Here is a 12,777-nt window from a genome sequence, read left to right as displayed (position 1 = left end):
ACCACTTCGTCCAGTAGAATGCCGGGATGAAACATATCCCTCGCAAACGCTTCGGCCAGAACTTCCTCACCGACGCCGACATCATCCGTTCACTTGTAGAAGCCATCCGGCCTCAGCCCGAGGACATCATGGTCGAAATCGGCCCCGGCCTCGGAGCCATGACTCAGCCTTTGCTGCAGCGATTACATCATCTCCACACCGTGGAACTCGACCGCGACATCGTCGCCTGGATGCAGAAGCATTACCCGGCAGGGAAAATCACCATCCACAACGTCGATGCGCTGAAGTTCGACTTTGCGTCGCTGGGCGAAAACATTCGTGTCGTCGGCAATCTGCCCTACAACATCTCCACGCCTATCCTGTTCCATTTGCTGGAAAATGTCGGGCACATCGTCGACATGCATTTCATGCTGCAAAAAGAAGTGGTGGAACGCATGGTGGCTGCACCCTCCACGCCGGAATACGGACGGTTGTCGGTGATGCTGCAATACAAACTGCAGATGGAATACCTGTTTACCGTCCCGCCGGAAGCCTTCGACCCGCCGCCCAAGGTGGAATCCGCCTTTGTCCGCGCCGTGCCTTATGCCACGCTACCGCATCCGGCCAAAGACGAAGCCTTGTTGGGAAGAATTGTCACCGCCGCCTTCGGCCAGCGCCGCAAGACGCTGCGCAATACGCTCAAAGGCCTACTCGACGACGCAGGCTTTGCCACACTCGGCATTGATCCGCAACTGCGCGCGGAAAATCTCGCGGTGGCGCAGTTCGTCGCTATCGCCAACCATCTCGGCTGATATAATTCGGCATCAATCTTGGGAGGAAACATGAGAGTCATACTGTTGGGCGCGCCTGGCGCGGGCAAAGGCACGCAGGCCACGGCCATCAAGGAAAAATTCAATATTCCGCAGATTTCCACGGGCGACATGCTGCGCGCAGCCGTCAAGGCAGGCACTCAGCTCGGGCTGGAAGCGAAGAAATTCATGGATGCGGGCGGCCTGGTTCCCGATGAAGTGATCATCGGTCTGGTCAAGGAACGCATCAAGGATGCCGATTGCGCCAACGGTTTTCTCTTTGACGGGTTTCCCCGCACGATTCCGCAGGCGGAAGCCATGAAGCAGGCCGGGGTGGATATCGATTACGTCGTGGAAATCGACGTGCCCGACGAAGAAATCATCAAGCGTCTGTCAGGCCGCCGCGTGCATCTGGCTTCGGGCCGGACTTACCACGTCATGTTCAACCCGCCTAAAGTTGCAGGCAAGGATGACGTCACCGGCGAAGATCTGATCCAGCGCGACGACGACAGCGAAGATACGGTAATGAAACGGCTGGAGGTCTACCACAGCCAGACCAAGCAGTTGGTCGATTACTACTCCAATTGGGCAGCACAAGGTGGCAAGGCCCCGAAGTATGTGCGCGTCAACGGCATCGGCTCGGTAGACGGCATCCGCGACAATATTTTTGCCGCATTGAATTAACTCAGGACCGTGAAATACAAAAGGCCTGCGGTCATGCGACCTCAGGCCTTTTTCATGGGTGTTGCGACTCAGTCGCGGCGTCGCGCGACCATTTCCTTGATCAGTGGCGACAGGATCAGTTCCATCGCCAGGCCCATCTTGCCACCCGGAACAACGATGGTGTTGCGGCGAGACATGAAGGAATCCTTCAGCATCGCGAGCAAATATTCGAAGTCGGCCTTGGCCGGATCGCGGTAGCGAATCACTACGAAGCTTTCGTCCAGCGTCGGGATGTCGCGTGCGACAAACGGATTGGACGTATCCACCGTTGAAACGCGCTGGAAGTTGATGTCGGTATTGGAGAACTGCGGGCAGATGTATTCCACATAGTCGCGCATGCGGCGCAGAATGGTCTGCGTCACTGCCTCGGCGGAATAGCCGCGCTCGGCCGTATCGCGATGGATTTTCTGGATCCATTCGAGATTGACGATAGGCACCACGCCGATCAGCAAATCGACATATTTGGCAATATTGACCTTATCCGTCACCACGCCGCCATGCAGGCCTTCGTAGAAAAGAATGTCGGAACCCGCCGGGATGTCTTCCCAGGGCGTGAACTCGCCGGGCTGCAGCTTGCTGCCCAGGCGTGCGTTGAACTCGGCCGCCTCGGCGACACTATGAACATAATAACGACGCTTGCACATGCCGGTTTCGCCGTATTGGCGGAATGTCTCTTCGATCTTGTCGAAATGATTGGCTTCCGGGCCGAAATGGCTGGGCGCGCGTTGGTTATTCTTGTCTGCATCTTCGACGGCATCCTTGAACTCGGCACGTGTCAGGCTATGAAAACTATCGCCTTCCAGAACGGCTGCTTCGATGCTTTCGCGGCGGAAAATCTGCTCGAAAGTACGCTTGACCGTTGTCGTACCCGCACCGGAAGATCCGGTGACAACAATCACGGGATGCTTCTTGGACATGGGGGTTCTCCTCAAAATTTGCGCCTGATCAGAAACCTGTCAGGCGCGGCGTTTGTGCTCTAGAGCCGATTGCCGAGCTCTTGTTACGAAATAATTATACGTGAGCTTGGACAATCAACCAACCAATCGCAAGGTATAATTTGCCACTTTCCCATAGTCCGATAATCCTATTCCATGCAACCGCAGTATCTACCCAACGAAATCGAACAACGCGCCCAGCAGCACTGGGAGTCGCAACGCACATTCACTGCCGTCGTCGACCCGAGCCGGCCCAAATACTATTGCCTGTCGATGTTTCCTTATCCGTCCGGCAAGCTGCATATGGGCCACGTGCGCAATTACACCATCGGCGATGTGCTCAGCCGTTATCATCGCATGCGCGGCTATAACGTGCTGCAGCCCATGGGCTGGGATGCGTTCGGCCTGCCCGCCGAAAACGCGGCGATCCAGAATAAGGTGCCGCCTGCGCAGTGGACCTACGACAATATCGCCTACATGAAAAAACAGTTGCAGTCGCTGGGTTTCGCCATCGACTGGAGCCGTGAACTGGCAACGTGCCAGCCGGATTATTACAAATGGAATCAATGGCTTTTCCTGCGCATGCTGGAAAAAGGCATCGCCTACAAGAAGACGCAGGTGGTGAACTGGGATCCGGTCGACCAGACCGTGCTCGCCAACGAACAGGTGATCGATGGACGCGGCTGGCGCACCGGCGCGATTGTCGAAAAACGCGAAATCCCAGGTTATTACCTGGGTATCACCCAATATGCCGAAGAATTGCTGGCCGACCTCGACAAGCTGCCCGGCTGGCCAGAGCGCGTGCGCACCATGCAGGCCAACTGGATCGGCAAGAGCGTGGGCATGCGTTTCGCCTTCCCGTATGAACTCGACGGTAAGCCGGAAAAGCTGTGGGTGTTTACCACCCGCATCGACACCGTGATGGGCGTCAGCTATTGCGCAGTAGCGGCAGAGCACCCGCTGGCCGAGCGCGCAGCGCGCGACAATCCGGAACTGGCAGCCTTCATCGAGAAATGCAAGCGGGGTTCGGTAATGGAAGCCGACCTCGCCACCATGGAAAAGGAAGGCATGGATACCGGACTTACCGTCACCCATCCGCTCACCGGCGAGGCAGTGCCGGTGTGGGTGGCCAACTACGTGCTGATGAGCTACGGCGACGGCGCGGTGATGGCGGTGCCGGCGCATGACGAACGTGATTTCGCCTTCGCGCAGAAATACACATTGCCGATCAAGCCGGTGATCCTGCCGGCCGGCTGGAACGAGGCGCCAGCGGCCGTGATCGACGCCAACCATGCCGCTCCGCACGAAATTGGCGAGGCGCCCATATTCACCCCGGCAATGCAGATCGCTGACGGCAACACCCTCCTGGATTGGCAACGGTGGTCGGACGTGTTTGCGCAGTACGGCGTGCTGTTCAACTCCGGCCGCTACGACGGCATGAACTTCGAACAGGCCTTCGATGCCATCGCTGCGGATCTCGGCGCACAGAACCTGGGCGGACCGAAGACGCAGTTCCGCCTGCGCGACTGGGGCGTTTCGCGCCAGCGCTACTGGGGCTGCCCGATCCCCATCATCCACTGCGACAGTTGCGGCGACGTGCCGGTGCCCGATGACCAGTTGCCGGTCGTGCTGCCGGAAGACTGCGTGCCGGACGGCTCCGGCAATCCGCTCAACAAGCGCGCGGATTTCGTCAATTGGACCTGCCCCAAGTGCGGCCGGCCGGCGCGGCGCGAAACCGACACCATGGATACCTTCGTGGACTCCAGCTGGTACTACGCGCGCTACGCCAGCAAGTTCAACACTACCGCAATGGCAGACGCCGAGACCAATTACTGGATGCCGGTGGATCAATACATCGGCGGCATCGAGCACGCCATCCTTCACCTGCTCTACTCCCGTTTCTGGAGCAAGGTGATGCGCGACATGGGCCTGGTCGATTACGACGAACCCTTCGCCAACCTGCTGACGCAGGGCATGGTGCTGAACCACATTTTCTCGCGCCGCACCGACAAGGGCGGCATCGAGTATTTCGCGCCGGAAGAAGTCGAACTGGTGCACGACGCCGCCGGCAAGGTATGCGGAGCAAAACTGCTGGCCGATGGACAACCGGTGGACTTCCAGGGTATGGGTACGATGTCGAAGTCCAAGAAGAACGGCGTCGACCCGCAAGCGCTGATCGAACAATACGGCGCGGATACGGCCCGCCTGTTCATGATGTTCGCCGCACCGCCGGAGCAGACGCTGGAGTGGTCGGACAGCGGCGTCGAGGGCGCACACCGCTTCCTGAAGCGCTTGTGGACATTCGGCAGCGAATTCGAAGGCATAGGCAAGGCGCCAGTCGACCTGGCCAAACTGGCCGCGGACGCAAAAAAACTGCGCCATGAGATTCACACCACGCTGAAGCAAGCCAATTACGACCTCGGCCGCTTCCAGTTCAATACCGTGGTTTCTGCTGCGATGAAGATGCTCAACGCGCTGGAAAAAGCCGGCAAGGAACCGGCCAATCGCGCCGTTATCGGTGAAAGCCTGTCTATCCTGCTGCGCCTGCTGTCACCGATCACCCCGCACATCTGCCACGCCCTGTGGAGCGAACTGGGTTACGATGCCGACATCCTCGCCGCTTCGTGGCCCGAACCGGATGCGGCAGCCCTAGTGCAGGATGAAATCGAGATGGTAATCCAGGTCAACGGCAAGCTGCGCGGCAGTATTACCGTCGCACGGGACATGGGACGCGCTACCATCGAGAAACTTGCGGTCGAAGAGCCATGCGTGCAAAAACATCTGGAAGGCGTCGGCATCAAGAAGGTTATCGTCGTCCCAGGCAAACTGATCAATGTCGTCGTAGGGTAAACCATGAAACTCACGTCACCGAACTCGCACATGATTTCCCGAAACCTGCTGCTTGCTTTCTGCCTGCTGGCGCTTGCCGCCTGCGGTTTCCAGCTTCGCGGAGCAACGGAACTGGGGTTCAAGAAGCTTTACCTGCAAAAAAGCAACGCATCCGCTCTGGCCAAGGAATTGCGGCGTTCCCTGACCAGCAGTGGCGTGGAAGTCGTGGCAACACCTGAAGAAGCCGAAATGCTGCTGGAATTGTCAGGAGAATCGACCGAGAAGAATATTCTTTCGCTGTCCGGCGGCGGTAAGGTTCGCGAGTATGAACTGATCTATCGCGTCACTATTCGCCTGCGCGAAGCTTCGAGCGAATTGTGGGGAATTCCGCAACTCATCGAGCAGCGCCGCGATTACTCCTATGACGATACGCAACTGCTCGCCAAGGAAGGCGAAGAGGCGCGACTCTACAGCGACATGCGCAGCGACTCCGCGCGCGAAATCCTGCGCCGCTTGAATGCGATCAACACCAGCAAGCCGAAGGCAGCGAATTAGGAGCATGTCGTAAGCCGTGCATCTTTCTTTCGATCAACTTTCTGCGCACCTCGAACGCGATTTACGCCCGCTCTACATCCTGACGGGAGACGAGCCTCTGGCATTGAAAGAAGGCGTCGATGCCATTCGACAGGCAGCGCGGAGCCAAGGTTATGACGAGCGCCTGTCTTATACGGCCGAGCGTTATTTTGACTGGAAACAATTAAAAGCCAGCAGCCAGTCTATTTCGCTTTTCGCCAGCCGGCGCCTGCTCGAACTGCATATCCCTTCCGGCAAGCCGGGCGTCGAGGGCAGCAAGGCCTTGCAGGAATTCGCCGTCAATTTGCCTGGCGATACCGTTGCGTTGATGACGCTGCCCAAGCTGGATAAAGCCGGGCAAGGCAGCGCCTGGTTCTCCGCGCTGGAAAAAGTCGGCGTCGTCGTCCCGCTGCAGACTGTGGAGATCGAGCGCTTGCCGCGCTGGATAGGCAACCGATTGCAGGCGCAAGGCCAACAGGTCGATGAGGCGACGCTGGAGTTCCTCGCCAATCAGGTCGAAGGCAACCTGCTGGCCGCACATCAGGAAATCCAGAAATTGGGCCTGCTTTACCCTGTCGGCCCACTGGACCCGGAAGCCGTACGCGAAGCGGTGTTGAATGTTTCGCGCTTTGACGTGTTTCAGCTCGGCGATGCGCTGCTGGCGGGCGATCCGGCAAGAACCGCAAAGATATTGCAAGGACTGGAAGCCGAAGGCGCCCAGCCCTTGGCGCTACTGGGCGTGCTGGCATGGCTGCTGCGCGGCGTAACGCGCGTCAAATTGGCGGAAACACGCGGCGAAAACTTGGCAAATGCGATGCAACAGGCCAAAATCTGGGGAGACCGCCAAGGTCAGGTCAAGCGCATGCTGGCACGCGTCAGTCTGCGGCAGTTGCAGGCAGCCATGCTGAAAATGGCAGAGATCGACAAGATCTGCAAAGGCATCGCCCCCGGCAAGCCCTGGCTGGAACTTTCGCGCCTGTGCATCGGCCTTGCGCGCAGTGGTACGCGCCGGCCTGCGGCACGGTCACATTAGGAATGAACATGGACATCAAGCAATACATGCAACAACTCGGACAAGGCGCCCGCGCCGCGTCGCGAATGATGGCAAAAGCCGACACCGGCACCAAGAACCGTGCCCTGCTCATCATCGCCGCCGCGATTCGCCGTGAAAAAGAAGCGCTGCTGGCCGCCAATCGCGCCGACATGGAAACCGCGCGCGCCGCCGGCCTGGACGCCGCCATGCTCGACCGCCTGGCGCTCTCCGAAAAATCCATCGCCACGATGGCGGAAGGCCTGGAGCAGATCGCTGCGCTGCCCGACCCCATCGGCGAAATCAGCGACCTCAAATATCGTCCGTCCGGCATACAGGTCGGCAAGATGCGCGTTCCGCTCGGCGTCATCGGCATCATCTACGAAGCCCGGCCGAACGTGACGGTCGATGCCGCCGGCCTGTGCCTGAAGTCCGGCAACGCCGCCATTTTGCGCGGTGGCTCGGAAGCCATCCATTGCAACCGCGCCCTGGCCGCGCTGGTACATGAAGGCCTGGAAGCAGCCGGGCTGCCCAAGGGCGCTGTGCAAGTGGTCGAAACCACCGACCGCGCGGCCGTGGGCGAACTCATCACGATGAAGGAATACGTGGATGTCATCGTCCCGCGCGGCGGGAAAGGCCTGATCGAGCGCATTTCGAACGAAGCGCGCATCCCGGTGATCAAGCATCTGGACGGAAACTGCCATATTTACGTGGACGACGAGGCCGATCTGGGCAAGGCGCTGCGCATCCTCGAAAACTCCAAGACCCAGCGCCTTGGCACCTGCAATACCGCCGAATCGCTGCTGGTAGCGCGTTCGGTCGCCGCCGAGATGCTGCCGCAGCTGGCCGGCATGCTCACAGCCCTCGGCGTGGAAATCCGCGGCTGCGCCGAGACGCAGGCCCTGGTGCCGCAAGCCAGGATCGCAACGGATGAGGACTACTACACCGAATACCTGGCCGCGATCATTTCGGTCAAGGTAGTCACGGGCCTGGACGAAGCAATCGAGCATACCAACAAATATTCTTCGCAACACACCGAAGCCATCGTCACCGAGAATTACACCAAGGCGCGACGCTTCCTGCGCGAGGTGGATTCCAGCAGCGTACTGGTGAACGCCTCGACGCGCTTCGCGGATGGGTTCGAGTATGGGTTGGGCGCGGAAATCGGCATTTCCACCGACAAGCTGCACGCACGCGGCCCAGTGGGCCTTGACGGGCTGACCAGCATGAAATACATCGTTCTCGGCGATGGGCAGGTACGCGCCTAATTGAATGCCATCGGCATTCTGGGCGGTACTTTCGACCCCATTCACTTCGGCCATCTGCGGATGGCGGAAGAGTTACGCGAACAACTCGGGCTGGAACGCGTACGCTTCATCCCTGCCGCCGTTCCGCCGCATCGGGCCAGCCCGCAGATTGAGGCGTTTCATCGTGCCGAAATGGTACGGCTCGCGATTGCGGGCAACCCCGCCTTTACGCTGGACAACCGCGAACTGGCAAGATCCGGACCGTCTTACTCGCTCGACACATTGACCGAGCTGCGCGCCGAGCTGGGTACGGAAACTCCGCTGTGCCTGCTGATTGGCAGTGATGCCTTTCTTGGATTGCACACCTGGCACCGCTGGCGTGAATTGCAGGATCTCGCACATTTCGTCGTCGCCCATCGGCCCGGCACTATCCCGAGGGAGGACGCCATGTCGCCCGAACTGAGGCAAGTTTGGCAACAACGCGGTACCCTGCAGCCGGCCGATGTGCAAGCCATGCCAGCAGGCCGAATACTGCTGCTACCCATAACCGCGCTCGACATTTCCGCCAGCGCGATACGCACTGCGCTCGTGGAAGGGCGCAGCACTCGTTATCTCATACCGGAAACTGTCCGAGCCTATATCGACTCACATCATCTTTACGCCCGACAAGCATCAAAGGAACACCATGGAACTTGAAGCAATGAAAAAAGCAGTCGTTGACGCGCTGGAAGACATCAAGGCGCTCGACATTACCGTGCTGGACGTGTCCAAGCTCACATCGATCACCTCGTGCATGATCATCGCCAGCGCCACCTCGACGCGGCATGCCAAATCGCTTGCGCACAATGTGCAGGTAAAACTGAGGGAAAACGGCATTGCACCGACCGGCGTTGAGGGCGAGCAGGAAGGCGAATGGGTACTGGTCGATCTGGGCGATATCGTCGTCCATATCATGCTGCAAAATACCCGCGACTATTACAACCTGGAGCAGCTCTGGGGCGCCGCGGAAGGCCGCCGACTGACCCTCGCCGGCAAACAGCCCGCCGCCTGACCTGGCGCGATGAAGCTCCGCATCATCGCCGTCGGACACAAGATGCCCGCGTGGGTGGAGCAAGGCTGCGCCGAATACTTGAAACGCATGCCGCGCGAAGCCACGGTCGAAATGGTCGAACTCAAGCCGGACAAGCGCGCAGCCGGCAAGGGCGGCGAGCAGGTACGCGAATCCGAAGCACAGCGCATTATCGAGGCCGCCGGACGGGATTACCTGATTGCGCTGGATGAACACGGACAGGAGCCGACCACGCTGCAACTCGCCGACCGCATGCAGCAATGGATGCGCGACGGCCGCGACGTCGCGCTGGCCATCGGCGGCGCGGACGGCCTGCATGACAGCGTCAAGCAAGCCGCTGACTGGCAATGGAGCCTGTCCAGGCTGACGCTGCCGCACGGCATGGTACGGGTCATGCTGGCGGAACAACTCTATCGCGCATGGTCGGTGATCAACAACCATCCCTACCACCGTGGCGACATTTGATTTCCGGTACGACGCTGCGCTGGTCTGGTTCCGCCGCGACCTGCGCGATTTCGACCATGCCGCGCTCTACCATGCGCTGAAATCCGCTCCGCGCGTCTATTGCACGTTCGTCTTCGATACTGACATCCTCGGCAAGCTCCCGGACAAGGCCGACCGACGGGTGGAATTCATCTGGGAGAGCGTGCGCGAACTCAAGGATGCCTTGCGGGCGCATGGCGGAGAACTGATCGTGCGGCATGGCCGCGCGGAAGAAGAAATTCCTGCGCTGGCGGACGAGCTGGGGGTAAATGCCGTCTATGCCAACCGCGACTACGAACCCGCGGCCAAAATCCGGGATGCCGCAATTGCAGGGACATTAGCGCAGAAAACCATCCACTTTCATGACTTCAAGGATCAGGTCATTTTCGATCAGGATGAAATCCTGACGCTGGACGGCAAGCCGTATAGCGTGTTCACCCCATACAAGAATGCCTGGCTGCGCCGGGCCGAGGATTTTTTCCTGCGTCCTTATGCCATCGACCCATCCTCGGCACGGCTGGCGCAACACGACGCCGGCGCCATGCCGGCCCTGGAATCGCTCGGCTTCGAACGCAGCAATCTTCGCGACCTTGGAGTTCCGACGGGCATGCGCGGCGGCGCGCAATTGTTCACGGATTTTCTGGAACGGATTGGCGGCTACAAAAATACACGCGACTATCCCGGGGTAAAAGGCCCTTCTTACCTCTCGGTACACCTGCGCTTCGGCACCGTGTCCATCCGACATCTGGCGCGCACGGCCTGGCGCATGGAGGACAGCGGCGCGGCAACATGGCTCTCCGAACTGATCTGGCGCGACTTCTATTTTCAGATACTGCACCATCATCCGCATATTGCCGAAGGACGCGCATACAAGCCGGAATTCGAGACGCTGCCTTTTCCGGATGACCCCGTGCTGTTCGAGAAATGGTGCGAGGGCCGTACCGGTTATCCGCTGGTAGATGCCGCCATGCGCCAACTGAACCAAAGCGGATACATGCACAACCGTCTGCGCATGGTGGCGGCCAGCTTCCTGGTCAAGGACTTGCTCGTAGACTGGCGCTGGGGCGAGCGTTATTTCGCGGAAAAGCTGATCGATTACGACTTCGCCGCCAATAACGGGGGCTGGCAATGGGCGGCCTCCACCGGCTGCGATGCCCAGCCGTGGTTCCGTATTTTCAATCCCGTGACGCAATCGGAGCGGTTCGATGCCCAGGGGAAATTCATCCGTCGCTATGTGCCGGAGCTCTCTCCCTGCAACAACAAGGAAATCCACGCGCCCTGGACAATGCCCAACATGCGGCAAGAATCCCTGGGGTTGATGATCGGCCGGGATTATCCGCTGCCGGTGGTCGATCATGCATTACGGCGTGCGCAGACACTGGCGCTGTACAAATCTGTCCAGCCGGCTTCCACGCAACAGGCCGGCAAGGAGTAATCCATGCAGGTTTTCACCATAGGCCATTCGACGCGACCGCTGGAAGCATTCATCGACATGTTGCAGGGCCACGCCATTGATCGGCTCGCCGACATCCGCACCATACCGCGTTCGCGCCACAATCCGCAGTTCAATATCGACACGCTGCCGGCTGCACTTTCATCGGCGGGCATCGCCTACACGCATCTTCCCGGGCTCGGCGGCCTGCGGCCGAAGAAAGCGCACTCCATCAATACCGGTTGGCGCAATGCCTCGTTTCGCGCTTACGCCGACTATATGCAAACCGGGGAATTCACGGCTCATATCGAGCAATTGATCGCGATGAGCCAGCACGAGCGTATCGCGCTGATGTGCGCCGAAGCGGTGCCGTGGCGTTGTCACCGCTCGCTGGTCGCGGACGCATTGCTCGTGCGGGGTGTTCTTGTGGAAGAAATCGTTAGCGAGAAAAAGTGCGAACCGCGCACATTGACGTCTTTCGCTCACGTGGAAGGCACGCGCCTCACCTATCCATCGAGCGAGCCTGTAAATGGGCAGCTTTTCTGAACAATGACGCGGCAAAACAAAGTACCACTCGAAAAACTGTTACAAGAGGTGCGCGGCTGCCGGGCCTGCGAAGCGTATCTTCCTCTCGGCCCGCGCCCCATTCTGCAAATATCGGGCAGTGCCCGCATCCTGATCGTCGGCCAGGCTCCCGGTGTTGCGGTTCACCGGACAGGCATCCCCTGGAATGACCCCAGCGGCAAAACCCTGCGTGCATGGATGGGAGTCGACGAGGCGGTGTTTTACGATGCCAGGCGGATTGCGATCATCCCGATGGGATACTGCTACCCGGGGCGAGGCAAAAGCGGGGATTTACCGCCCCGGCGCGAATGTGCCGAACTGTGGCTGGACAAATTACTGGAGTATTTGCGGGATATCGAATTGACGTTGCTTATCGGACAATACGCCCAACGCCATTTCCTTGCATCCCGGCGCAAGGCATCGCTGACGGAGACCGTGCGATCCTGGCAGGATTATGGTCCCGACCTCCTGCCATTGCCTCATCCTTCACCGCGCAATCGCGGATGGCTGAAACGGAATCCGTGGTTCGAAAGCGAACTGTTACCCGCCATGCGCGGCCGCATTACCGAAGTACTCGGCTGCGGTTGACGCTTCAAGCGAGCGTATCCAGCTCCTGCGCGATCCGCTGCAACTCGACGCGCGGATCCATGTATTCCTCGTATTGGTGCCGGGTCCGCGCATACCAGTAGCGGCTGTTCCCGGCATCGCCTTCGATCTTGTGCAGCACCGCGTGTATCCAGCATGCATGTGAATCGCCATACTCCTGCACGATTTTATGGGAGCGATCCCATTCGTCGTTCAGTGCGGCCTGGACCGCTACCTTAAGCTCTTCGAGATTGCCTGCCACTTCAGCCTCCTTTCACTCCCGGTAATAAGCATCGATACGCTCCACCTCATTCTTCGACCCCAGGATCACCGGCACGCGCTGATGCAAGGCCTCGGGCGTGAGGTCGAGGATGCGGCTGCGCCCGGTCGAGCTCGCGCCACCCGCCTGTTCGACGATGAAGCTCATCGGGTTGGCTTCGTACAACAGGCGCAGCTTGCCGCCCTGGTCTTTCAGCTTGCTGTCCAGCGGGTACATGAAGAGACCGCCGCGGATCAGGA

General features: G+C 59.5%; 14 protein-coding genes and 1 pseudogene. 12 read left to right on the top strand and 3 right to left on the bottom strand.

Annotated elements, in window-relative coordinates; genetic code table 11:
- Positions 1-26: 26 nt before the first annotated feature.
- Positions 27-791, top strand: coding sequence for a 16S rRNA (adenine(1518)-N(6)/adenine(1519)-N(6))-dimethyltransferase RsmA (gene rsmA, locus A7976_RS03980; RefSeq protein WP_067107483.1), 765 nt, complete (start codon positions 27-29; stop codon positions 789-791).
- A gap of 30 nt (positions 792-821) precedes the next feature.
- Positions 822-1,472, top strand: coding sequence for an adenylate kinase (gene adk / locus A7976_RS03975; protein ID WP_067107480.1), 651 nt, complete (start codon positions 822-824; stop codon positions 1,470-1,472).
- A gap of 68 nt (positions 1,473-1,540) precedes the next feature.
- Here adk and A7976_RS03970 read toward each other — a convergent pair whose 3' ends face one another.
- A complete protein-coding gene (locus A7976_RS03970; RefSeq protein ID WP_067107477.1) occupies positions 1,541-2,428 on the bottom strand; it encodes a phosphoribulokinase in 888 nt (295 codons plus the stop codon).
- A 174-nt stretch (positions 2,429-2,602) separates the two neighbouring features.
- On the opposite strand from A7976_RS03970, the gene leuS reads away from it, so the two are divergent.
- Genes leuS through A7976_RS03920 form a run of 10 tightly spaced genes read left to right on the top strand, consistent with a single transcriptional unit; the run spans position 2,603 to position 12,261 of the window.
- Positions 2,603-5,296, top strand: a complete 2,694-nt coding sequence (gene leuS / locus A7976_RS03965) for a leucine--tRNA ligase (protein WP_067107474.1) — start codon at positions 2,603-2,605, stop codon at positions 5,294-5,296.
- Positions 5,297-5,299: 3 nt separating this feature from the next.
- Positions 5,300-5,830, top strand: a complete 531-nt coding sequence (gene lptE / locus A7976_RS03960; protein WP_240483794.1) for an LPS assembly lipoprotein LptE — start codon at positions 5,300-5,302, stop codon at positions 5,828-5,830.
- A 16-nt stretch (positions 5,831-5,846) separates the two neighbouring features.
- The gene (holA, locus tag A7976_RS03955; protein ID WP_067107467.1) at positions 5,847-6,881 is read left to right on the top strand and encodes a DNA polymerase III subunit delta; all 1,035 of its coding nucleotides are present in this window, start codon (positions 5,847-5,849) and stop codon (positions 6,879-6,881) included.
- Between the two features lie 8 nt (positions 6,882-6,889).
- The gene (locus tag A7976_RS03950; RefSeq protein WP_067107463.1) at positions 6,890-8,146 is read left to right on the top strand and encodes a glutamate-5-semialdehyde dehydrogenase; all 1,257 of its coding nucleotides are present in this window, start codon (positions 6,890-6,892) and stop codon (positions 8,144-8,146) included.
- Entirely contained in the window at positions 8,147-8,821 is a 675-nt protein-coding gene (gene nadD / locus A7976_RS03945; RefSeq protein WP_088178382.1) for a nicotinate-nucleotide adenylyltransferase, read from the top strand.
- A gap of 4 nt (positions 8,822-8,825) precedes the next feature.
- Positions 8,826-9,176 (top strand): ribosome silencing factor, encoded by a 351-nt coding sequence (gene rsfS / locus A7976_RS03940; protein ID WP_082877981.1) that lies wholly within the window; start codon positions 8,826-8,828, stop codon positions 9,174-9,176.
- 9 nt (positions 9,177-9,185) lie between these two features.
- Positions 9,186-9,659, top strand: coding sequence for a 23S rRNA (pseudouridine(1915)-N(3))-methyltransferase RlmH (gene rlmH / locus A7976_RS03935; protein WP_067107457.1), 474 nt, complete (start codon positions 9,186-9,188; stop codon positions 9,657-9,659).
- Positions 9,646-11,112, top strand: a complete 1,467-nt coding sequence (locus tag A7976_RS03930) for a deoxyribodipyrimidine photo-lyase (protein ID WP_067107442.1) — start codon at positions 9,646-9,648, stop codon at positions 11,110-11,112. The genes rlmH and A7976_RS03930 overlap by 14 nt, the downstream gene beginning before the upstream one ends.
- A 3-nt stretch (positions 11,113-11,115) precedes the next feature.
- The gene (locus tag A7976_RS03925; RefSeq protein WP_067107440.1) at positions 11,116-11,655 is read left to right on the top strand and encodes a DUF488 family protein; all 540 of its coding nucleotides are present in this window, start codon (positions 11,116-11,118) and stop codon (positions 11,653-11,655) included.
- A gap of 3 nt (positions 11,656-11,658) precedes the next feature.
- The gene (locus A7976_RS03920; RefSeq protein ID WP_067107437.1) at positions 11,659-12,261 is read left to right on the top strand and encodes a uracil-DNA glycosylase family protein; all 603 of its coding nucleotides are present in this window, start codon (positions 11,659-11,661) and stop codon (positions 12,259-12,261) included.
- 4 nt (positions 12,262-12,265) lie between these two features.
- Here A7976_RS03920 and A7976_RS03915 read toward each other — a convergent pair whose 3' ends face one another.
- Positions 12,266-12,520, bottom strand: a complete 255-nt coding sequence (locus A7976_RS03915) for a hypothetical protein (protein WP_088178381.1) — start codon at positions 12,518-12,520, stop codon at positions 12,266-12,268.
- 12 nt (positions 12,521-12,532) lie between these two features.
- Positions 12,533-12,777, bottom strand: a pseudogene (locus A7976_RS03910) (fructose-bisphosphatase class I); the annotation flags it as partial.

This window comes from Methylobacillus sp. MM3 (assembly GCF_001645185.1).
Taxonomy (GTDB): Bacteria; Pseudomonadota; Gammaproteobacteria; order Burkholderiales; family Methylophilaceae; genus MM2.
The sequence above is the reverse complement of the archived record's forward strand: the minus strand, read 5'-3'. Positions and strand labels throughout refer to the sequence as shown.